A 22303-nucleotide genomic window follows, 5' to 3' on the forward strand; every position below is an offset into this window, starting at 1 on the left:
CTTCCTGACGCACAGCGTTAGGAAGGTGCCCTTCCTTACAGCCGTTCGGCGCGGTCGTGCAGCAGGTCCCGGACGTCGTCGATGTCGCCCGGCGAGGTCCGCGAGGCCAGCCAGTACATGATGCCCGTCGGGATGAAGAAGAGCTGGAAGGCCGCCAGCCCGACGGCGTAGTTCAGCGGCGGCGGGAAGGCCGCCCGCAGGCCGTGGAAGGCCACCCCCACCAGCCCGTTTCCGGCCGCCCGGCCGACGCCGTTGACCAGGTTGCCGAGGCTGTAGACGGTGCCCCGGTGCTCGGGCGGGTTGACGTCGGCGATCAGGGCGAACCAGTTCGGCGAGTTCGCCGAGGTGAGCGCCAGCGCCACGACGGCGGTGAGCAGGCTCAGCCCGACCGTCGGCTCCGTGAACACGCTGGTCAGCACCGCCCGCACCACCGCGCCGGCGCCGGCGCCGTCCGGCACGTCGATGCGTACCGGCACGAAGAAGAGCACCAGGTAGAACGGCAGCGCCGCGAGGATGCCGACCGCCGCGACCAGGGCCCGGCCCCGGGGCGTACGCCGTTGCAGCGCGTCGCCGACCAGCCCGCCCACGATGGAGAGCACCCCGCCGAGCTGGAACAGGGTGGCGAAGACACTGCCCACGATCACGGCGGTGGCGACGGAGTAGCCCTGCTCCTCGGCCCGCTGGGCGAAGAGCACCGGCAGCCAGACCAGCGACCCGAAGGCCGCCTGGGCGGTGAGGCCCTGGAGGATCAGCCAGCGGTTCGTCCGCCGGCCGAGGATCTTCGGCAGGTCCGCCCGGCTGATCCGGTAGTCGTACTCGGCGCCGGTGGCGAGCGCGTCGGCCAACTCCGGCTCGCTCTGCCCGCGCCGGATGTCGTAGGTGAACAGGTAGGCGACGGTCGCCGCGACGCCGACCACGGTCAGCAGCAGGAACGGGCGTCGCCAGTCGGCGGCCCCGAGCAGCCCCCCGACCAGCGTGCCGGCGAGCGTGCCGACGCCCTGCGACAGCCCCCAGAAGCTCATCACCAGCCCCCGGCGGCGGGGCGAGATCAGGTCGGTGACGACCGAGAAGCCGACCGATCCGACCGCGCCCAGGCCGACCGCCGCCAGGATCTGCGCCGCCAGGAAGGCGGGATAGTTCGCCGCGACCGCGCTGCCGCCCGTGCCCAGCGCCCAGATCAGGGTGCCGACCATCAGCAGCGGCTTGCGGTTCGCGCGGTCGCCCACGTACGCCCAGCCGACGGCGGCCACCGCGCTGGCCAGGAAGCTCACGGCGGTGACCAGGCCGAGCAGCCGCTGCGGCACGTCGAAGGCGGCGGAGATGGGCCCGTACAGCGGGGGCACCAGACCGATCGCCACGTTGTCCAGCGAGGCGAGCAGCACGAAGACCACGACGCTGTAGAACCGGTGCGTGGGCGTCCCGCCCCGGGCCCGCGCCGGCCCGCCCCTGGTCAAGGTCATGTGCGGCAGCCAACCAGGATCAGGTCACGAGCGGGTGACGACGCGCGGGCGCGCCGGGGCGCTCAGAGATAGCCGCCGATCGCGGGCGGGGCGGCGGGCGCGGCCGGCGTGCCCGCCCGCAGCGCGTACAGCTCGGCGAGGGTCGCGCCCTGGGGCGGCACCCACGCCGCCGTGCCCAGCCACCCGGTCGCCTCCTCGTACGACAGCGGGCCCACCTCGATACGGGCCAGGCAGCGCCCCGGGCGGACCACCGCCGGGTGCAGCCGGGACAGGTCCTCGTTCGTGGTGATCGCGACGAGCACGTCGCGCCCCTGCCCGAGCAGCCCGTCGGTCAGGTTGAGCAGCCGGGACAGGGCCTGGCCGGCGGCCTGCTTCGCCTCGCCCCGGATCAGCTCGTCGCAGTCCTCCAGGATGAGCAGCCGCCACCGGCGGCCCGTCCCCTGCTCGCCGTCCTCGTCCCCGACCGCCACCTCGGACAGGTACGCCGTGTCCGCGAAGAGCACATCCGGGTCGAGCACGGCGTCGACCTGGCACCAGTCGCGCCACTGGCGGGCGAGGGCGCGCAGCGCGGTGGTCTTCCCCGTTCCGGGCGCCCCGTGCAGCAGCACCAGCCGGCCGGAGAGGCGCTCCGGGGTGGTCGCCATCAGCTCGTCGAGCGCGTCGCGGGCGGCGGCGGCGTAGTTCGGCCGGATCGCCGCCCACTCCGGCGCGGCGATGGAGCGTACGTCGCGCTGGCTGCCCCGGCGGGGGTTCTGGTGCCAGAAGCCGATCCGGCCGGCGCCCGGATCCTCCGGTTCGGCGGCCCCGTCGACGATCCGGTCCAGGGCCGGCCGGCCCACCTCCTCCGAGACCGCCGTGACCGTCACCTCCGCGCCGCGCCCCTTCCAGGTGACCACCCGGGCCGTCCAGCCGTCGCCGGCCAGCAGGCGGGACAGCTGGCGGTTCTCCACGGCCGTGCGGAGCAGTCGCCCATCCGGGGCGGTCAGCGGCGCGTCGGGGCGCACCCGGGAGAGCCGGACGGTGTGCGACCACGGGTGGCGGCCGGTGACGAAGTCCGCCAGGACCAACGCGTCGATGACGTCGCAGGGGGTGTCCGCGTCGTCGTACTGGAGCATCGAGGGAATGCCGGTGCCGGGCGCCTCGTCCGCTTCGGGGGTGGTTCGCATCCGTCGATGATCGCGAGCCGGGGCGCGCCCGTACAGCCGTTTACCCCGCCACGGCGTCGACCCGGTCGATGAAGTGCTCGCGGGCGGCGGCGTACCGCTGCCGGATGGCGGGGACGGCGGCGGCGGCGTACTCCTCGGTGCCGTCGACGGACCACGTGGGGGGCGCCGCGCCGCCCAGGGCGACCCAGGCGGCCTGGCGGGCGGCGCCGTCGGCGACGTACTCGCCGGGCGGCGGGACGACCACCGGCACGCCGAGGACCTGCGGCGCGATGCGGCGCACCGCCGCCGAGCGGGCGCCCCCGCCGACCAGGATCACCCGGCGCACGGCGGCGCCCTGGGCGGTGAGCGCGTCGAGGCCGTCGGCGAGGGCGCAGAGCAGCCCTTCGACGGCGGCGCGCGCCAGGTGGGCGGCCGTCGAGGTGCGCAGGGTCAGCCCGTGCACGGCCCCGGACGCCAGCGGCCGGTCGGGCGTCCGCTCGCCCTCCAGGTAGGGCACCATGACCAGCCCGTCCGCGCCGGCGGGGGCGGAGAGCGCCAGCCGGGCCAGCTCGTCCAGGTCGACCCGGAGCATCGCCGCCGCGGCGTCGAGCACCCGCGCGGCGTTGAGCGTGCAGACCAGGGGCAGGAAGCGGCCGGTGGCGTCGGCGAAGCCGGCGACCGTGCCGCCCGGGTCGGCGGCCGGGGCGTCGGCGACGCTGAACACGGTGCCCGAGGTGCCGATCGAGACGACCACGTCGCCCGGGCCCGCGCCGACGCCGAGCGCGGCGGCGGCGTTGTCCCCGGTGCCCGGGCCGAGCACCGCCCCAGCGGCGGGCAGGCCCGGCAGGGCGTCGGGGCGTACGGTGCCGGCCGGTTCCGCCGGGCCGAGCACGGTCGGCACGTGCGGCCGCCGGCCGAACGCCCGTTCCAGCAGGTCGAGGCGGTAGTCGCCGGTGGCCGGGGACCAGTAGCCGGTGCCGCTGGCGTCGCCCCGGTCGGTGCGCAGCGCCGGCAGGCCCGGCGCGCCGGCCAGCCGCCAGGTCAGCCAGTCGTGCGGCAGGCAGACCGCCGCCACCCGGGCCGCGTGTTCCGGCTCGTGCCGGGCCAGCCAGCGCAGCTTCGTGACGGTGAAGCTGGCGACCGGCACGCTGCCCACCGCGTCGGCCCAGAAGCGGCGGCCGGTCTCCCCGCCGCCGGCCTCCTCGACCAGCTCGGCGGCGGCCCCGGCGGAACGGGTGTCGTTCCACAGCAGCGCCGGCCGGACCACGTCACCCGCCTCGTCGAGGCACACCATGCCGTGCTGCTGGCCGGCGACGGAGACCGCCGCCACATCGGCCAGCCCGCCGGCGGCATCGACCGCCGCGCCCAGCGCGGACCACCACGCCGCCGGGTCGACCTCGGTGCCGTCCGGGTGCGGCGCCCGGCCCTGCCGGAGCAGGGCGCCGGTCTCCGCGTCCCGGACGACCACCTTGCAGGACTGGGTCGAGGAGTCGACCCCCGCGACGATCGGCATCGCCGGCGGCCTCAGCGCGCGCCGAGCAGGTGCTCGACGGCGAGCTGGTTGAGCCGGACGAAGCCGAAGCCCTTCGCCGCGGCGGTGTCGACGTCGAACTCCTCGAACGCGGAACGGTCGGCGAGCAGCTCGGCGTAGCCCTCCCCCGGCGCCAGCGTCGGCGTGCCCAGCTCGGCGACCCGGCTCGCCGCCAGCGCCTCGGCCACCTCCGGGTCCGCCCGGAACGCCGCCGCCCGTTCCTTGAGCAGCAGGTAGGTGCGCATGTTCGCCTCCGCCGACGCCCAGACGCCGGTCATGTCCTCGGTGCGCGAGGGCTTGTAGTCGAAGTGCCGGGGACCGTCGTAGGCGGGCCCGCCGCCGGGGCCGCCGTGCTCCAGCAGGTCGACGAGGGCGAACGCGTTGAGCAGGTCGCCGTGGCCGAAGACGAGGTCCTGGTCGTACTTGACGCCGCGCTGGCCGTTGAGGTCGATGTGGAACAGCTTGCCCTGCCAGAGCGCCTGGGCGATGCCGTGGGCGAAGTTCAGGCCGGCCATCTGCTCGTGCCCCACCTCCGGGTTGAGCCCGACCAGCTCGGGGCGGGCCAGGGTGGAGATGAAGGCCAGGGCGTGCCCGACGGTGGGCAGGAGGATGTCGCCGCGCGGCTCGTTCGGCTTGGGTTCGAGGGCGAAGCGCAGGTCGTAGCCGGAGTCGACGACGTACTGGCAGAGCAGGTCGACGGCCTCCCGGTAGCGGTCCAGCGCGGCCCGGACGTCCTTGGCGAGGTCGTACTCGGCGCCCTCCCGGCCGCCCCACATCACGAAGGTGCGGGCGCCCAGCTCCGCGGCGAGGTCGACGTTGCGCAGCACCTTGCGCAGCGCGTAGCGCCGGACGTCGCGGTCGTTGCTGGTGAAGCCGCCGTCCTTGAAGACCGGGTGGGCGAAGAGGTTGGTGGTCACCATCGGGACCACCAGGCCGGTCTCGTCGAGCGCCTTGCGGAAGCGGGCCACGTGCTGGTCGCGGGTGGCGGCGTCCGCGCCGAAGGGCACCAGGTCGTCGTCGTGGAACGTGATCCCGTACGCGCCGAGTTCGGCGAGCCGGTGCACGGCCTCGACCGGGTCCAGCTCGGGGCGGGTGGCGTCGCCGAACGGGTCGCGGGCCTGCCAGCCCACCGTCCAGAGGCCGAAGGAGAACTTGTCGGCGGGGGTGGGACGGGGTGCCATGGCAGACCTCCGAGGTGTCGTCCACTATTTGTTCAGTGGTTGAATTATTTGGCGGGCCTGTGGCACTGTCAAGGGGTGACCCGACCCGACGCCCCGCCCGGGGCCGTACGCCAGGGCAGCCTGCGCGAGTGGAACCTCGCCGTGGTGCTCGGCCGGATCGCCGCCGCCGACCGCCCGCCCTCCCGGGCCGAGCTGGCCGCCGGCACCGGCCTCACCCGGGCCACCGTCTCGGCCGTGGTGGAGGACCTGCTCGCCGGCCGGTTGGTCGCCGAGTCGGAGCCGACGCCCCGGACCGGGGCGGGACGGCCCTCGCGGGGCCTGGTGCTCGCCACGGACGGCCCGGCCGGGCTCGGCCTGGAGGTCAACGTCGACTACCTGGCCGCCTGCGTGGTCGACCTCGCCGGCCGGGTCCGCCACCACACCGTGCACCGCGCCGACCTGCGGCCCGTCTCCCCCGCCGAGGCGCTCGCCCGGCTGGCCGACCTGGCCGCCCGCGCCCGCGCCGACGCCGCCCGGGAGGGGCTCACCCTGGCCGGCGCGGCCCTCGCGGTGCCCGGCCTGGTCGACGACGCCGGCCTGGTCCGGCTCGCGCCGAACCTCGGCTGGCGCGACGTGCCCGTCCCCGCGCTGCTCGCCGAGGGGCCGCCGCTGACCGCGCACGTCGACGGCGTACCGCCGCTGGTGGTCGACAACGAGGCCAACCTCGCCGCGCTGGGCGAGCTGCACGCCGGGCCGGCGGGCCGGGCCAGCTTCCTGCACATCTCCGGCGAGGTCGGCATCGGTGCCGGGATCGTGCTCGACGGAGCCCTGTTCCGGGGCGCGCGCGGCTGGAGCGGGGAGATCGGTCACCTCCCGATCCGGCCCGACGGCCCGCCCTGCCGGTGCGGTGGGCGAGGCTGCCTGGAGACGTACACCGGTCAGGAGGCGATCCTCGCCGCGGCCGGCCTCGCCGGCGCGGACCTGCCGGCGGACACCGCGACGACCCGGCTGGCCGAGCTGGCCGGGGCCGGCGACCCGGGCGCGCTGCGGGCCCTGGCCGAGGCCGGGACCGCCCTGGGGGTCGCCGTCGCCGGCGTGGTGAACCTGCTGGACCTGGACACCGTGGTGCTCGGCGGCGGGTACGCCCCGCTGGCGCCGTGGCTGCGCCCGCCGGTGCTCGCCGAGATCTCCCGGCGGGTGCTCACCGCGGCCTGGTCGCCGGTCACCGTCCGCCCGGCGTCCCTCGGCGCCGCCGCCGCGGCCGTCGGCGGGGCCGGTTCGGTGGTACGCCGGATCCTGGCGCGCCCGGCCGGCTGGCTGGCCCGGGCGGCCTGAGCCGGATTCCCCCGACGGCGGAGTCGCCGCGCCTCGGTACGCTTGTCCCGAGGCAACGACCCCCATCCGAGGAGAGCACGACCAGCATGCGCACAGGTCGACAGACCGGGGCGCCCGGCGAGCGGCGGTGACCACCGTTCCCGGGGGTGGTGGCACGCGCCCGGCCGACGGCGGGCAGCCCGCCCGCCTCCGCTCCGGCCTCTCCCCCGGCCCCGCGCGCCCGGTCGACTCCCGGCTGAGCCGGGAGGTGCTCGACGGGCTCACCGAGGCGGTCGTGACGACCGACCGGGCAGGGCTGGTGACGCTGGTCAACGCGATGGCGACCGCCCTGCTCCCCGAGCTCGTGCCCGGCACGGACCTGCGCACCTGTCCCATACCGGCCATGGCCCGGTCGGCGGGGGCCGGGGCGGACAGCTTCGACGCCGAACACGGCGGTCGCCGGCTGCGGGGCGTACGACGCGGCCTGGCCGACGGGCGGCACGCCTGGTACGTGCGGGACGTCACCGACGAACACGCGCGCGCCGAGGCGCTGAGCGTCGAGCGGTCCCGGACGACGTTCCTCGCCCAGGCCGGCAGCCGCCTCGGGCTGTCCCTCCAGCGCGAGCAGACGCTGCGGACCGCCACGACCCTGCCCGTGCCCTACCTGGCCGACCTGGCCATGGTGGTCCACCTGCCGCCCCCGCCCGCGGAGGGCCAGCCGCACTGGATCCGGTACGACGGGGTCGATCCCGCCCCGGCGACCGGGCTGGCGACCTGGTCGCTGACCGACTCGCTGCCCGGCCTGGCCGAGGCGCTGGCCGGCCACGCGGCCAACCCGGCCCCGTGGCCGGACCAGGAGAAGGACGTCCTGTCCACCGTGCTTCCGCCCGGCTTCGGCCGGCCCGGCACCGTGCTGGCCAGCCCCATGCGAGGCGCCGGCCGCACCACCGGCGCCCTGGTGCTGGTCCGTCGTGCCGGGCGGGCCGGCTTCGCCCGGCGCGACATCGAGCTGGCCCGGGAGTTCGCCGCCCGCGCGGGCGCGGCCCTCGGCGCCGCCGAACTCTACGGCGAACAGGTCCACCTGGCCCGGGTGCTGCAGAACAGCCTGCTCCCGCCCGACCTGCCGGCCGTGCCGGGCGCCACCCTCGCCGGCGGGTACCGGGCGGCCGGGGACCGGCTGCGCATCGGCGGCGACTTCTACGACGTCTTCCCCATCCCCCGGGGCGCGATCTTCGCCCTCGGGGACGTGGCCGGCAAGGGCGTCGGCGCGGCCGTCCTCACCGGGCGGGTCCGCCAGTCCCTGCGGACCCTGCGCCTGGTCGAGCAGCGGCCGCTGGAGTTGATGCGGCTGCTCAACCAGGCGCTCTTCGACTCCCCGGACGCGGCCCGCCGCAGCCAGTTCACCACCCTGCTGCTCGGCACCCTCCACGCCGCGCCCGGCGGCGGGTGCACCGTCCGGATCGCCGGCGGCGGCCACCCGTCCCCGCTGCTGGTCCGCGCCGACGGTGGGGTCGCCCCGGTCGCGGTCGGCGGGATGCCGGTGGGCGCGCTGGCCGCCGCCCGGTTCGCCGAGGCGGAGCTGTGCCTCGGCCCCGGCGAGCTGCTGCTCGCGTACACCGACGGGGTCGTGGAGGCGCGCGGCGGTCCCGGCGGCCAGGAGATGTTCGGCGAGGAACGGCTACGCGCGGCGCTGGCCTCGGCCGCCGGGCTGGCCCCGGCCGCGCTGGTCGACCGGCTCCTCGATGCCGTCGACGAGTGGCTCGACGGGCAGAGCCAGGACGACATCGCGATGCTGGCCGTCGCGGCGGCAGCGCCCTGACCGGCCGGACCGTCGAGGCCGGGCGCCGCCGGACTGGACGGATCGTCAAAACAACCCGTTGCCTCGCCCGATCCTTCGGCAGGCCCCGTCGACGGAACCCGGGCCCACTCCAGCCAGGTCAGGCCGTCCTGGCCACCCGCGGTTCGTTCCCCGGCCGCTCCTGCGCCGGAAGGCCGACCGGGCGCTCCCGCGGCACCGCCGGCCAGGGGCCGGCCGCCTCGACGGACTGCACGGAGGCGTTCCGGTGCCGCGCCGCCTCGTCGAACTCCCGCATGCCCCGCAGCAGAGCCTGCCGCCCCTCGGCGGTCATGTCGGCGAGGATCGCCGCGAGCTGCTGGCGCCGGTCGTCCCGCAGCTCGGCGAGGAGCCGGCGGGACTCCGGGGTGAGGTGCAGCGAGATCTCCCGCCGGTCGAACCGGCCGGGCTCCCGTTCCAGCATGCCCGCCGCCACCAGGCGGTCGCAGAGCCGGCTGGCGGAGGAGAGCAGCATGTCGAGCCCGGTGGCCAGGCCGCGGAGGTTGATGCCCTCGTGCTGCTCGACCAGCATGATCGCGCGCAACTGCGCGCCGGAGACCCGACTGGTCGTCCGCTCCCGCGCGGCCTCCCAGACCGTCAGCAGGGCATCGGCCACCGCGTCGAGCTCGACCGCCATACTCGTCTCGGGTCCGGAGGGACCGTGCAGTTCCGCCATGGTGGGGCCGAGACTACTCCGAATCCCCAAGTCTGGGCTCGTGACGAAGGAGCGATGATGAGCGAACCGGTCAACCGGGCACGGCGCGCCCTCAACGAGGCGCCCGCCGACCTGCTGCTGGACCGGATCGCCGACGTCGTGGCCGCGGACTACGGGATCGTCCGCGTGGAACTGCTCCAGGTCGACTACCGGCTGGCGGCGCTGCTGCCGCTCGGCGGGGACGAGCCCGTCACCGCGCCGGGGCATCCCGCCTGGCGCTGCTTCGACCACCAGACCCCGATCGTCGCCGACGGCACCGGATACCTCCCGGTGTCCATGCGCGGGGAACGCCGCGGCGTGCTGGTGGTGACCCCCTCGCCGGCCCGGCCGGCCGCCCTCGACGAGCTGACGGAGATCGCCACCGCGCTCGCCCACGAGATCGCCGCGGTCACCAACGGCACGGACGTGTACCGGAGCGCGCGGCGTAGCAGGCGGCTCACCCTCGCCGCCGAGATGCAGTGGGAGCTGCTTCCCGGCCGCAGCCGGACCCGCCCGTCGTTCAGCCTCGCCGGGCAGCTGGAACCGGCGTACGCGGTGCGCGGCGACAGCTTCGACTGGTCCGACGACGGCAGCCGGGTCTGGTTGGCGACCATCAACGGCACGGGTGAGGGGGTGGCCGCCGCCATGCTCACCTCGCTCACCACCCACGCGCTGCGCAACGCCCGCCGGTCCGGGCTCGCCCTCGCCGACCAGGCGGCCCTCGCCGACCAGGCGGTCTACGACCTGCACCGGGGGGAGCAGCACCTCGCGGTGCTGCTGATGGAGCTGGACCTGCGCTCGGGGCACCTCACCGTGGTCGACGCCGGGTCGCCCCGCCTCGTGCTGCTGCGTGACGGGCAGGTCCGGGAGCTGCCGCTGGAAGCGCAGTTCCCGCTCGGCATGTTCGAGGCCACCGACTACCGGGAGCAGCACTTCGAGCTGTGCCGCGACGATCGGCTCTTCGTGGTCAGCGACGGCGTCATCGAGGCCACCGGGCAGGACGTCCGGTACGGCGAGACCGCGCTCGACCGGTTCCTGCGCCGGACCGGACCGATGGAGCCGCTGGACGCCGTCCGCTCGCTGATCGGCGACCTGCGCGCGTTCGTCGCCGGCGACCTGACCGACGACGCGGTGGTGGTGTGCCTGGACTGGACGGGCCCGCAGGACTGAGCGTCCGGCCGCTCAGTACGCCCCGCGGCTGTTGACCACCGCGCCGAAGGTCTTCCAGAGGATCGTCAGGTCGGCCGCGAGCGACCAGTTCTCCACGTAGTAGAGGTCGAGCCGGATGCCGTCCTCCCAGCTCAGGTCGGAGCGGCCGCTGACCTGCCAGAGCCCGGTCATGCCCGGCTTGACCAGCAGCCGGCGGGCCACGTCGCCGTCGTAGCGGGCCACCTCCGACGGCAGCGGCGGGCGGGGGCCGACCAGGCTCATGTGCCCGAGCAGGACGTTGACCAACTGCGGCAGCTCGTCCAGCGACCACTTGCGCAGCAGCCGCCCGATGCGGGTCACCCGGGGGTCGTCGCGCATCTTGAACATCAGGCCGTCGGTCTCGTTGCGGGCGGCCAGCGCGGCCAGCAGGGCGTCGGCGTTGACCACCATGGTGCGGAACTTGTAGACGCCGAACTCCCGCCCGCCCTGCCCGACCCGGGTCTGCCGGAACAGCACCGGCCCCCGGCTGTCGACCTTGATCGCCAGCGCGACGACGGCCAGCAGCGGCAGCAGCAGCGTCAGCGCCACCGACGAGACGGCCCGGTCGACGAAGCCCTTGACCAGCTTGCGGGCCCCGCGGAACTCGGGCGCCTCGACGTGGATCAGCGGCAGGCCGGCGACCGGCCGGGTGTGGATGCGCGGGCCGGCGACGTCGGTGAGCGCCGGGGCCACCACCAGGTCGATGCCGGTGCCCTCCAACTGCCAGCCCAGCCGGCGCAGGCGGGTGGCGGTCAGCTCGCCGGAGGCGGTCACCGCGACGGTGTCCGCGCCGATGGCGGTGGCCGCCTCGGGGATGCCCCGGAACGAGCCGACCACCGGCACGTCGCCCAGCCGCTGCGCGACCGGGGCGAGCAGCGCGTCCGGGATGCAGGCCCCGACCACCTGGTAGCCCGCGTACGGCTCGCGCCGCAGGGTGTGCACCAGCTCCAGCACGTGTGCGGTGTCGCCGACCACCAGCACCTTGCGCGACCAGCCGGCGCCCTCGGAGCGCGCCCGGTGCAGCCGCTTGCGGGCGGCGAACCGGGCCAGTTCCAGGCCGAGCATGCCGACGGCGAACGTGATGCCGAGGAACCCCCGGGAGACGCCCACGTCGGCGATGTAGCCGGCGATCGCGATGCCACCGGCGAGGCGCAGGCTGGCGGTGCCGACCCGCCGGTACTCGTCGGCGCCGTAGCCGAGGACGCGGTCGTCGTAGCAGCGCAGCACCCGCAGCGAGACCAGCCAGGCGAGGACCAGCCCGGGGGCGACCAGGACGTACGGGATCTTCGATCCGCCGGGGGCGTCGTCGCCGAACCGGGCGACGTACCCGACGAGCACGGCGATGGTCAGGACGGTGGTGTCCAGCACCACCAGGGAGCGGACGTAGGCACGCTCGCGGGTGCGGGCCGGCCCTGGCCGTGGTTCGTCCGGTCTCGACGACGTGCTGGCGGGGGTCAACAGCGTCGCTGAGGTCACCGGCCCTCCCCACTTCGGTCGCCGACGGCCCGTACGCCGGGCCCGGATCGCGGGCCGGCCGTAGGGGCACCAGGACATCGTGCCCCGACAACCCCGCTCGCCGATTGCTTCGGACGCATTACCGTCACTACTTTCCCCGAGGAACCCCTTGCGGGGAAAGGGCCCACGGCACCGGATCCCGTGCGGCGGGTGCGCCCCGCGCTGCGTTGCGGCTCAGGCCGGGGCCTTGCGCAGCGCGATCGCCTTGAGGAAGATGTCGCCGATCTTGGTCGGGTCCTCGGTGACGAAGGCGCCTCCGCCGGTGACGTCGGTGATCGACTTCAGCTCGGCCTTGCTCACGTCGCTGCCGATACCGATGATCACGACCTGCACCGGCCGCTCCGGGTCCTTGAGCTTGTTGAGCTCGGCCAGGAGCTTCTGCTGGGTGATGCCGTCGGAGTCCTCGTTCTTGCCGTCGGTGAACAGCACGATCGAGTTGACCCGGCCGGGCTCCCAGTTGTCCTGCACCTCCTGGTACGCCGCCAGCACGGTGTCGTAGAGGCCGGTGTCGCCGTTCGACGAGCGGATCGAGCCCAGGGACTGCTCCAGCTTGCCGCGCTGGCGGGACAACGGCCCGATGGTGAGCAGCTCCCGATGGTCGCGGGCACCCACCAGCTGCGTGGAGAACGTCCAGAGACCGATCGACCAGGAGTCGTCGAAGAGGTTCAGCCCGCGCCGGGCCGCCTCGACGGTGACCTGCTGCCGGGTCGCGTTGCCGGCGTTTGCCACCTTCTCCTTCATCGACCCGGAGACGTCGATGACGGCGAGCATCCGGCCGGACTGGGTGGCGATCGACCAGCTGGAGACGGCGCGCTCCATGGCCTGCGGGTCGAGCCCGCCCGGAGCCGATCCGCCGCCGTTGGCGGGTGGGGCGGGTGCGCCGCCGGCCGGGCTGGGCGCGCCCTGCGGCGCGTCGAAGCCCGCGCCCCAGTTGCCGTCCGGCGCGCGCAGCGACCGGCTCGCCAACTGGTCACGGAAGTCGTCGGTGACGAGCACCTCGTAGAGCACCCTCGCCGCGGCCGCCTTGGCCGGCTCGATGCCGGGCAGCACCGCGTACGGGTAGTCCAGCGGCGCGGGCGCCGGCTCCAGGTAGAGCGCGGCCAGCGGCACCGGCGGCTTCTTGCTGTTGTACTGGATCACGTCCTCTTCCGAGAGCGCCGCCGCACCCAGGCTGCTCGCGATCGTCGTGGGATCCGAGGCGGTGGGGAACCGGGCGAGCAGGTCCGGCCGCAGCGCCGAGCGGTCGGTGGCGAGCGCCCGCAGCGCGGCCACCTTCTCCTTCTCCGCGTCGGGGCCGCCGGAGGCGCTGGCGGCGGCCGTCAGCGAGAGCAGGCCGGACAGGCCGGCGGCGTCGCGGGTCGGCTCGACGATCCCGGTGCGCAACGGCTTGTCGCTCTGCACCTGCTGCAGGAGCTGGGTCCAGCTGAACTTCTTCTGCGGCCAGCCGAGCCGGGTGGCGATCGGCACCGGCATCGCCACGACCACCGGGCTGCGGGCGATGGACGCCCCGTTGCCCGGCTCGAAGGCGGTGGCGCCACCGGTCTTGAGCCGCAGGAGCCACGTGGAGGAGTCGGGCACCCAGACGTCCGGGCTGACCGAGGTGCCGCTGGCCTGCCCCACGCCGGCCAGGGTGACGCCGTGCTTGGCGGCGACCGTCGCGGCCACGTCGACCGGATCGGCCGCCGTGACGTTCACCGCGATGCAGGTGCCGCCCACCGCGGCACCGTCCTTCACCCAGCGCGCGGCGGCGGCGTCGACCGCCGGGGCGAGCTCGGCCGCGACCGCGACGGACAGCTCGGTCCGGCCCGAGCAGTTCGGTTGCGCCAGCTGCTGGTAGCCGAACCAGCCACCGGCCGTGACGGCGAGGACGCCCACGGCAGCGGCGGCGGTGGCTGCGTGGAAATTCGTACGCATGCGATGGCGGCCTGCTGACACGGTGACCATCTTGCGGACCTGTCGGGACGACTGCCACGGGCCGTTCGGACGAAAGTTACGCAGAAGAAATAGTTGATCACCGAATTGCTACGGTGGGTGATTATGTCGCCCCGTCGCGTCGATGTCGCGGAGATATTGGCTGGTCAGGGCAGTACGCAGGTGGGGGACGTCACAGCCACCGGTTCCCCGACCGGGGCCGGGACGCCGGTGCCCCCGTCCACCCGGAAGACCCGGATCATGTCGGCCCGCTCGTCGGCGACGTAGAGGTGCTCCCCGGCCAGGGCGAAGTGCCGCGGCCACTCCCCGCCCGTGTCCACCTCGGCGACCAGCTCCGGCAGCTCGCCGGCCACGGCGAAGACCGCGACGGTGCCCACTCCCCGGTTGGCGACGTAGAGGAAGCGTCCGTCCGGGCCGACCGCGATCTCCGACGGCTGGACGGGCCCGGTGCGGTCGCTGGCCTCGACGCGGCCCCGCTGGTGCAGCGCGCCGTCGCCGGTCAGCTCGTAGGCGGTGACCGAACCGTCCAGCTCCCCCGCCACCCAGCAGCGCCGCCCGTCCGGATGCCGGGCCAGGTGCCGGGGACCGACGCCGGCGGCCGTGCGCACCCGGGGCGCCCGGGGCACCAGCCGGCCCGAGGCCGCGTCCAGGTCGTAGCGGTAGATGGAGTCGGTGCCCAGGTCGACCGCGAGCAACGGGCCCCGGCCCGGGTCGGGATTCACCATGTGGGCGTGCGCGCTCTCCTGACGCTCCCGGTCCGGCCCGTGCCCCTCGTGCTGCACCAGGTCGCTGCGCTCGCCGGGCGCCCCGTCGGGGTCGAGCGGGAACACCGTCACGCTGCCGCCGCCGTAGTTGGCCACCACGAGGTGGCCGCCGTCCGGGACGACCGCCAGGTGGCAGGGCTCCGCGCCCCCGGTGGACCGGGTGCCGAGCGGGGTCAGCTCGCCGCCGGCGCCGACGCGGAAGGCGCTGACCTGCCCGTCGGGCAGCTCGTTCACCGCGTAGAGCACGGGCAGCCGCGGGTGCCGGGCCAGGAACGAGGGCGAGGGGGTGACCGCGACGGTGCCGAGCGGGGTCAGCTCACCGGAGACGGGGTCCCGCCGCGCCGCGACGATGCCGGCGGCCCGGCCCCCGCTGTGCGCCGTGTAGCCGCCGATGTGGACGATCTCGCCCTGACCTGTCACCGCGTCCGCCTTCCGCCGATTCCACCGTCGATCCCACAAGCGTTCCCACTGGGCCGCCCGCTTAGCCCCGAAACCCCCACCGAATCGTGGTGGCCCGCCGGAAGAGGCCCGCCGGCTCAGGCCGCCGGCACGGGCTCGCCGCGCTGCCGGGCCACGTGCTCGACCAGCGCGATCAGCACCTCCTTGCCGGACTGCCGGTCCCGCGCGTCGCAGAGCACCAGCGGCACGTCGGGGTCGAGGTCCAGCGCCTGGCGTACGGACTCCAGGCTGAACCGGCGGGCGCCGTCGAAGCAGTTCACCCCCACCACGAACGGGACGCCCCGCTGCTCGAAGTAGTCGATCGACGGGAAGCAGTCGGCCAGTCGGCGGGTGTCGGCGAGCACCACGGCCCCGAGCGCGCCGAACGCCAGCTCGTCCCAGAGGAACCAGAACCGGTCCTGGCCCGGGGTGCCGAAGAGGTAGACCTGGAGGTCGTCGTTGATCGTGATCCGGCCGAAGTCCATCGCCACCGTGGTGGTCGACTTCGTCTCGACGCCGGAGAGGTCGTCGGTGCCGATGCCGGCACCGGTCAGCACCTCCTCCGTCTGCAACGGCCGGACCTCGCTGAGCGCGCTCACCAGCGTCGTCTTGCCGGCGCCGAACCCCCCGGCGATCAGGATCTTCAACGCGAGCGGGATCCGGGCGTCGGATCCGTTTCGGTCATAACGCACGGAGTCCACTGACCACCGCCTTGAGGATGTCGTCGTCGGGCAGGTATGCGGCGGCCGTCGGCTGGTGCACCGCGACCAACCCGCGCGACAGCAGGTCGCCGAGGAGCACGCGGACCACACCCACCGCGAGGTCGAGGTCGACCGCGAGTTCCGCGACGGGGACCGGTCGGGCGGCCAGCTCCACCAGGCGCCGGTGCTCGGGGTGCAGCTCCGGGTGGACGGTCGGGTCGGCGGCCGCCTCGGCCAGCACGTACGCGACCAGGTCGAAGCCGACCGCGCCCGAGCGGACCCGACCGCCGGTGAGGGTGTAGGGCCGCACGACCGGGCCGGCGTCGTCGTCCAGCCACTCGTGCTGCGGCCCGGGCGACTCAGCCCGCATCGGCGGTCCCCGCCGTCGTCCGGGCCGGGGCGCTGAGGTACTCCCCGACCCGGGTGACGAGCATCGCCATCTCGTACGCCACGAGGCCGATGTCCGCGTCCGCGTCGGCGACCACGGCCAGGCAGGCGCCCTGCCCGGCCGCGGTGACGAAGAGGTACGCGGACTCCATCTCCACCACGGTCTGCCGGACCGCCCCGCCGGCCACCTGCCGGCTCGCGCCCCGGGCCAGGCTGGAGAAGCCGGACGCCAGCGCGGACAGGTGCTCGGCGTCGGCACGGTCCATCCCGGCGGAGGCGCCGATCAGCAGCCCGTCCGCCGAGAGCACCACCGCCTGCCGGGCGGGCGGCACCCGTTCCACCAGCTCGTCGAGCAACCAGTCGAGATCGGCGCTCTGCCTTGTCGGATGCATCAGGCGTCCCTCTCAGTCGCGGTCCTGGGTTCGGTGTCCACCGGCTGCTCGGCCGGCGTCGGGTTCGGGTCGGCACCCGGCGGGTCGGCCGGTGTCGGGTTCGGGTCGGCACTCGGCGGGTCGGCCGGTGTCGGGTTCGGGTCCGCACTCGGCGGGTCGGCCGGCGTCGGGCTCGGGGCCGCACGAGGCGGGTCCGGCCGGTCGGCGGCGGCGGGCGCGGCCTGTCGCGGGGGCGTCCCGGTGGCCGCCGCGCGGCCACGGGCGGTGCCGGCCTGCAGGGCGGACATGATCCGCCGCGCCTCCTCCGGGCTACGCGGGGCGGGACTGGCGATCACCGGTTGCCGCAGCGTCGGGCCGTCCAGCGCGGACCGCCGCCCCGAGGCGTCCCCGGCGGACGAGTGCTCCCCGGTCATGTCCGGGCCCGGGTGTCGAGGCCGGACCGCCGGCGGCCGCCGGCGCACCCGCCGGGGCAGCCCGTCGATCTCCCCGACGGCCTCGACCGGGGCGGGACCGCCGGCGGCCGCCCCACCCGGGGCCGAACCGGAGGCCGCGCCGTCCGGGACCGGACCAACGGAGGCCGCGCCGTCCAAGGCCCGACCACCGGAGGCCACGCCGTCCGGAGCGGGACCAACGGAGGCCGCGCCGTCCAAGGCCCGACCACCGGAGGCCACGCCGTCCGGAGCGGGACCAACGGAGGCCGCGCCGTCCGGAGCCGGGTCACCGACAGCCGCGCCACTCGGGGCCGGACCATCGGGCGCCGCGCCGGCCCGCAGGCCCGCGGACGGTACGCCGGCCGGGGTCGGCCGCGCGGGGCCCGTGCCGGCGTGCGGGCGGGAGGAGGCCGGAGCACCGGCGGAACGGGGCGTGGCGGGCCCGGTGGAGCGGGCCGGGCGGGGCAGCGTGCCCAGCCGGCTCGCCCGGGCGAGCCGCCGCTCCTCAGACGTCGAGGCGGGTCGGGGCGCCACCGGCGGGCCGCCGGTCGGGGGCAGGGAGGGCTCGTCGGTGACCAGGTCGGCGGGGATGAGCACCACGGCGGTCAGCCCGCCGCCGTCGGACGGGCGCAGCCGCACCCGGACCCCGTGCCGGGCGGCGAGGCGGGCCACCACGAAGTGTCCGAGGCGGGCGGTCTCGGACGGCTCGAAGTCGGGCGAGCGGGCCAGTCGCCGGTTCGTGTCCTCCAGGGCGGCGGCGGACATGCCCAGGCCCCGGTCGGTGACCTCCACCGCGTAGCCGTTCGCCACGTGCTGCCCGGAGACCTCCACCCGGGTCTTCGGCGGCGAGAACGCGGTGGCGTTCTCGATCAGCTCGGCGAGCAGGTGGATCACGTCGCCGACGGCCCGTCCCAGCACGCCGGCGGGTGCCACGGTGGTGATGTCCACCCGGTCGTACGACTCGACCTCGGAGATCGCGCCCCGGACCAGGTCGACCGTCGCGACCGGGTTGCGCCAGCCCCGCCCAGGGGCCGCGCCGGCCAGGATGACCAGGTCCTCGGCGTGCCGCCGCAGCCGGGTGGCGAGGTGGTCGACGCGGAACAGCTCCGCCAGCTCGTCCGGGTCCTCGGTGTGCCGCTCCATCCGGTCGAGCAGCGCGAGTTGCCGGTGCACCAGCCCCTGGCTGCGCCGGGCGATGTTGAGGAACACCTCGTTGAGCCCCCGGCGCAGGGTCACCTCGTCGACGGCCGACTGCACGGCGGTGCGCTGCACGGCGGTGAACGCCCGCGCCACCTGGCCGATCTCGTCGCCGCCGTACTCCAGCGGGGGCGCCTCCCGGGCGACGTCGACCTGCTCGCCCCGGCGCAGCCGGGCCACCACGTCGGGCAGCCGGTGCTCGGCCGTCTCCAGCGCGGCCGTGCGTACGCCGGAGAGCCGGTGCGCGAGGTTGCGGCCGACCCGCAGCGACACGAGGACCGAGACCACGACGGCGGCCAGGCCCAGTAGCCCGGCGGCGCCGAGGCGGACCAGGATGCGCACGGCCGACGGCACCGACCGCTCGGCGAGCCCGTCGGCCTGCGCCAGCTCGAACTCCCGCAGCGCCTGCTGCACCGCCTGGTAGTTCTCCTGCCAGGCCCTCGGGTCCACGGTCGGCCGGGTGGCGGAGCCGGCGCCCACCAGCTCGTCCTGCATGGCCCGCAACCGGGCGAAGGCCGCCCCCTCGGTCAGTCGCTGGAACGCGGCGCGCTCGGCGTCCGGCAGGTCGGCGATCGCCGTCTCGGCGAGGAACCGCTGGTTGGCGACGGTCTGCACCAGCTGGAGGTGCTCGCCGTCGGCGAACCGGCCGGCGGTGAACGCCCCGGCGAGCAGGGCGTCGGTCTGCCCAAGCAGTTCCCGGGACCGGCCGAGCCCGGTGACGGCCAGGGCCTGCCGGTTGAGGTCCCGGTCGGGCAGGTTGGCCATCGCGGAGAACGCCTGGAAGGCCGAGTTGATCATTCCGCTGTAGAGCCCGACCGCGCCGGCCCGGTCCACGGCCCGCCGGTCGATGAACCCCCGCCCGGCGGGCAGCGCGTCCAGCGCGGTGACCAGCTGGTCGAGCCGGGCGTCGAGGATGTCGTCGGCGGCGTCGCGCAACTCCTCCCCGCCGACCCGCCGGCGCAGCTCCGCGATCGCCCGGTCGGTCCGCTGCCGCTGCTCGGCGAGCCCCGGCGCGTCGCTGTCGCCCGCCAACCGCACCACCGAGAGCCGGCGTTCCCGTTGCAGCTCGGCCACCACCGTCTCGCCGGGACGGCCGAGGTCGTAGAGGAGCGTCCGGGCGGCGAGCAGGTCGAGGGCGGGCCCGAAGGTGAGCGTGGTGGCGAAGATCCAGAGTGCCAGCAGCGCGGTCACCGGCACGACGACCAATGCGGTCAGCTTCGAGCGGATCGGCCAGTCGCGGGTGTTCAATCAGACCTCGCCCGAAAGGTGTGGCTGCGGGGGCGCCGGCGCCGGCCGGGCAGCGTCGCGGTCGGACTGTTCCGGCCCGCGGTGCCGGGCAGGTCCGGCTGACGCCTTGGGCAGGATACGTAATCCTCGCCCGATGCACTACCGTCCGTCGCGCCGGGCCTACCGGACGAACGTCCATGATCGACGAACGCCCCGCCGGAGGCCGGCGGGGCGTTCGTGGGCGGTGCGGATCAGGCGTCGACGGAGATGCCGAGGCCCTCGGCGACCCGGCGGCCGTAGTCGGCGTCGCACTGGCTGAAGTGCCAGACCATCTTCTCCTGGATGTGCTTGTCGCACTGGGCCAGCAGGGTGGTGAGGTTGAGGACCAGGTCGTCCCGCTCCCAGTCGGCCATCTCGCGGTAGCGCCGGCCGGCCTGGGCGTAGTTGTTCTGCCGCTCGATCGGGGCCTTCATGACCTGGCCCGAGACGAACGGACGGTACTCCCGGTAGGACTCGTCGGCCTCCTGGAGACCGGCGACCGAGGACGGCTCGAAGTTGATGTGCGGGTTGGCGCCGCGGTCGTCCACCCCGTACGACATCTGGCCGCCGGTCTGGTTGGTGCTGACCCGCACGTCCTCGCGCGGCCGGTTGACCGGCAGCTGAAGGTAGTTCGGACCGACCCGGTAACGCTGGGTGTCCGAGTAGGAGAACGTCCGGCCGACCAGCATCTTGTCGTCGGAGAAGTCGATGCCGTCGACCAGCACGCCGGTGCCGAAGGCGATCTGCTCGTTCTCGTTGTGGTGGTCGGTGATGTTCCGGTTGAGCGTCATCATGCCGACCGGCAGGTAGGGGAAGTCCTCCTCCGGCCAGATCTTGGTGTCGTCGAGCGGGTCGAAGTCCAGCTCCGGGTGCTCGTCGTCGCTCATCACCTGGACGTTGAGCTCCCACTTCGGGTGGTCGCCGCGCTCGATCGCCTCGTAGAGGTCCTTCGAGGCGTGGCCCAGCTCGGTGGCCTGGATGGCGTCCGCCTCGGCCTGGGTGAGGTTGTGCTCGCCCTGCTGGGACAGCCAGTGGAACTTGACCAGCACGCCCTCGCCCTCGGCGTTGACGAGGCGGTAGGTGTTCACCCCGGAGCCGCGCATCGTCCGGTAGTTCTTCGGGATGCCGTACGGGGAGAAGAGCCAGGTCAGCATGTGCATCGACTCGGGCGTGTTCGACATGAAGTCGAAGATCCGGTTCGGCTCCTGGCGGAAGGTGACCGGGTCCGGCTTCAGCGCGTGGATCACGTCCGGGAACTTGATCGCGTCGCGGATGAAGAAGACCTGGAGGTTGTTGCCCACCATGTCCCAGTTGCCGTCCTCGGTGCGGAACTTCACGGCGAAGCCGCGCGGGTCGCGCGCCGCCTCGGAGGAGTCCCGGCCGCCGATGACGGTGGAGAAGCGGATGGTGACCGGCGTCTTCTTGCCCCTGGTCTGGAACAGCTTGGCCCGGGTGTACGTCGACGCCGGCTGGTCGCCGATCGTCCCGTACGCCTCGAACTCGCCGTGCGCGACGAAGCCGCGGGCGTGCACCACCCGCTCCGGGATGCGCTCCCGGTCGAAGTGGCTGATCTTCTCCAGGAAGTGGTAGTTCTCCAGCGTCGCCGGGCCGCGCGAACCGACCGTCCGCTGCTGCTGGTTGTTGTGCACGGGGTGACCCTGACGGGTGGTGAGGATCGGCCTGTTGGCCTGCGGGTCGCTCATGGCTCTCCTCCTGATCGGTGTGGCGGCTGGCGTCGGTCGTGCTGCGGTTGGCACCCGGGGCACCGGCCCCAGTAGGTGACCTCGGTGAACTCCACCGCGAAGGCGGCGGCCCCGGGGTCGAGGCAGGGCCCGGGGGCCCGGCCGCGTCGGGTGTCGACGATCGCGCCGCAGTCCCGGCAGACCAGGTGGTCGTGGTCGTCCCCGCCCAGCTCGTACCGGGCCGGTCCGCCGGCCGGGGCGAACCGGCGCAGCAGGCCCGCGCGGGTGAGCGCGTGCAGGACGTCGTAGACCGCCTGGCCCGAGATCCGCCCGAGGCTGGCCCGGGCGAGTCGGGTGATCGTGTCGGCGTCCAGGTGCGGCCGGTCGCGCACCGTGGCGAGCACCGCGAGCCGGGGCTGCGTGACGCGCAGCCCCGCCGCCCGCAGGCGTTCGACGTCGGGTCCGACCGGCATCACCCCACCCAAGCGCGTTTTCTGGAACGAGTCAAGTTTTGGTGGCCGGTCACGCTGTGTGACTCGTCATGCCGTGGCGGGGAATCAGCGGGGGTCGGGTCCGTCGGGCAGCGGGGTCGGGTTCCGTCAGGAAAGTGCCCCGGAACGGGATTGGCGGGCAGTGAGCGGAGGGAATACCACCTGACGAAGGAGGAGCCATGTCGCCCACGCAGATAGTCGTCATCGTTCTCGTCGTGCTGGTGATCGCGGCCGTAGCCGTGGCCGCCCGGTCGTACGCCCGCCGCCGCGCGCTGCGGTCGCGGTTCGGTCCCGAGTACGACCGTGCCGTCGCCGAGCAGGACAGCCGGACCGCCGCCGAGCGGGAGCTGCGGGAGCGGGAGCGCCGCCACGCGGAGCTCACGCTGACCCCCCTCGCCCCCGAGTCCCGGGCCCGGTACTCCGCCGCGTGGGAGGAGCTCCAGGTCCGCTTCGTCGACTCCCCCGCCGAGACCGTGGGCGAGGCGGACGAACTGGTCACCCGGCTCATCGCGGAACGTGGCTACCCCACCGGCGAGTTCTCCGACCAGATCGCCCACCTCTCCGTCGAGCACGCCCGCACGCTCGGCCACTACCGCGACGCCCACGACATCCACCTGCGCAACTCCCGGGGCGAGGCGAGCACCGAGGAACTCCGCCAGGCCGTCGTCCACTACCGCGCCCTCTTCGCGGACCTGCTCGGCGAGGAGCCGGTCGAAGCCCGACCGTCCGCGCAGCACGACCCGGACAGCCAGCACGACGTCACGAGCCGCTAGGAGGATGA

Annotated in this window: 18 protein-coding genes; 4 read left to right on the top strand and 14 right to left on the bottom strand. The window is 74.8% G+C overall.

Going from position 1 to position 22303, the window contains the following annotated elements:
- Positions 1-35 precede the first annotated feature (35 nt).
- From AC0OO9_RS08605 to xylA, 4 genes are all read right to left on the bottom strand, one after another.
- Positions 36-1460 carry an MFS transporter gene (locus tag AC0OO9_RS08605; RefSeq protein WP_484516794.1) on the bottom strand — a complete coding sequence of 475 codons (1425 nt, stop codon included), beginning with the start codon at positions 1458-1460 and terminating at the stop codon, positions 36-38.
- Between the two features lie 62 nt (positions 1461-1522).
- Positions 1523-2626: a DUF5925 domain-containing protein gene (locus AC0OO9_RS08610; RefSeq protein WP_484516796.1), complete on the bottom strand. Its 1104-nt coding sequence runs from the start codon at positions 2624-2626 to the stop codon at positions 1523-1525.
- Positions 2627-2666: 40 nt separating this feature from the next.
- Positions 2667-4118, bottom strand: coding sequence for a xylulokinase (gene xylB / locus AC0OO9_RS08615; RefSeq protein ID WP_484516798.1), 1452 nt, complete (start codon positions 4116-4118; stop codon positions 2667-2669).
- Positions 4119-4129: 11 nt separating this feature from the next.
- Positions 4130-5317, bottom strand: coding sequence for a xylose isomerase (gene xylA, locus AC0OO9_RS08620; RefSeq protein WP_484516799.1), 1188 nt, complete (start codon positions 5315-5317; stop codon positions 4130-4132).
- A 75-nt stretch (positions 5318-5392) separates the two neighbouring features.
- Between xylA and AC0OO9_RS08625 the strand changes: the two genes are divergently transcribed.
- Both AC0OO9_RS08625 and AC0OO9_RS08630 read left to right on the top strand, forming a co-directional pair.
- Positions 5393-6631 (top strand): ROK family protein, encoded by a 1239-nt coding sequence (locus tag AC0OO9_RS08625; RefSeq protein WP_484516801.1) that lies wholly within the window; start codon positions 5393-5395, stop codon positions 6629-6631.
- Between the two features lie 127 nt (positions 6632-6758).
- On the top strand, positions 6759-8429 hold the full coding sequence (locus tag AC0OO9_RS08630) for a PP2C family protein-serine/threonine phosphatase (protein ID WP_484516803.1): 1671 nt from the start codon (positions 6759-6761) through the stop codon (positions 8427-8429).
- A 118-nt stretch (positions 8430-8547) separates the two neighbouring features.
- Here the strand turns inward: AC0OO9_RS08630 and AC0OO9_RS08635 are convergent, their stop codons facing one another.
- The gene (locus tag AC0OO9_RS08635) at positions 8548-9120 is read right to left on the bottom strand and encodes a MarR family winged helix-turn-helix transcriptional regulator (protein ID WP_484516804.1); all 573 of its coding nucleotides are present in this window, start codon (positions 9118-9120) and stop codon (positions 8548-8550) included.
- 57 nt (positions 9121-9177) lie between these two features.
- Here AC0OO9_RS08635 and AC0OO9_RS08640 point away from each other — a divergent pair, with 57 nt between their 5' ends.
- The gene (locus AC0OO9_RS08640; RefSeq protein WP_484516805.1) at positions 9178-10308 is read left to right on the top strand and encodes a PP2C family protein-serine/threonine phosphatase; all 1131 of its coding nucleotides are present in this window, start codon (positions 9178-9180) and stop codon (positions 10306-10308) included.
- A 12-nt stretch (positions 10309-10320) separates the two neighbouring features.
- Here the strand turns inward: AC0OO9_RS08640 and AC0OO9_RS08645 are convergent, their stop codons facing one another.
- The 9 genes from AC0OO9_RS08645 to AC0OO9_RS08685 all read right to left on the bottom strand — a co-directional run bounded on the left by AC0OO9_RS08645 (position 10321) and on the right by AC0OO9_RS08685 (position 21504).
- On the bottom strand, positions 10321-11802 hold the full coding sequence (locus tag AC0OO9_RS08645; RefSeq protein WP_484516807.1) for a sugar transferase: 1482 nt from the start codon (positions 11800-11802) through the stop codon (positions 10321-10323).
- A 213-nt stretch (positions 11803-12015) separates the two neighbouring features.
- Positions 12016-13776, bottom strand: coding sequence for a substrate-binding domain-containing protein (locus AC0OO9_RS08650; RefSeq protein WP_357578800.1), 1761 nt, complete (start codon positions 13774-13776; stop codon positions 12016-12018).
- A 143-nt stretch (positions 13777-13919) separates the two neighbouring features.
- A complete protein-coding gene (locus AC0OO9_RS08655; RefSeq protein WP_484516808.1) occupies positions 13920-14957 on the bottom strand; it encodes a lactonase family protein in 1038 nt (345 codons plus the stop codon).
- A gap of 116 nt (positions 14958-15073) precedes the next feature.
- Positions 15074-15676, bottom strand: a complete 603-nt coding sequence (locus AC0OO9_RS08660) for a GTP-binding protein (RefSeq protein ID WP_421453964.1) — start codon at positions 15674-15676, stop codon at positions 15074-15076.
- The gene (locus AC0OO9_RS08665; protein WP_357578797.1) at positions 15657-16046 is read right to left on the bottom strand and encodes a DUF742 domain-containing protein; all 390 of its coding nucleotides are present in this window, start codon (positions 16044-16046) and stop codon (positions 15657-15659) included. Before AC0OO9_RS08665 ends, AC0OO9_RS08660 begins: the two co-directional genes overlap by 20 nt.
- Positions 16036-16455, bottom strand: a complete 420-nt coding sequence (locus AC0OO9_RS08670; protein WP_421453967.1) for a roadblock/LC7 domain-containing protein — start codon at positions 16453-16455, stop codon at positions 16036-16038. Before AC0OO9_RS08670 ends, AC0OO9_RS08665 begins: the two co-directional genes overlap by 11 nt.
- Positions 16455-19331 (bottom strand): sensor histidine kinase, encoded by a 2877-nt coding sequence (locus AC0OO9_RS08675; RefSeq protein ID WP_484516811.1) that lies wholly within the window; start codon positions 19329-19331, stop codon positions 16455-16457. Before AC0OO9_RS08675 ends, AC0OO9_RS08670 begins: the two co-directional genes overlap by 1 nt.
- A gap of 230 nt (positions 19332-19561) precedes the next feature.
- Entirely contained in the window at positions 19562-21052 is a 1491-nt protein-coding gene (locus tag AC0OO9_RS08680; RefSeq protein ID WP_484516813.1) for a catalase, read from the bottom strand.
- Positions 21049-21504 (bottom strand): Fur family transcriptional regulator, encoded by a 456-nt coding sequence (locus tag AC0OO9_RS08685; protein WP_484516815.1) that lies wholly within the window; start codon positions 21502-21504, stop codon positions 21049-21051. The genes AC0OO9_RS08680 and AC0OO9_RS08685 overlap by 4 nt, the downstream gene beginning before the upstream one ends.
- A gap of 197 nt (positions 21505-21701) precedes the next feature.
- On the opposite strand from AC0OO9_RS08685, the gene AC0OO9_RS08690 reads away from it, so the two are divergent.
- On the top strand, positions 21702-22295 hold the full coding sequence (locus AC0OO9_RS08690) for a hypothetical protein (protein ID WP_484516817.1): 594 nt from the start codon (positions 21702-21704) through the stop codon (positions 22293-22295).
- Positions 22296-22303: the final 8 nt, after the last annotated feature.

The organism is Micromonospora sp. USAFONa4 (genome assembly GCF_057197825.1).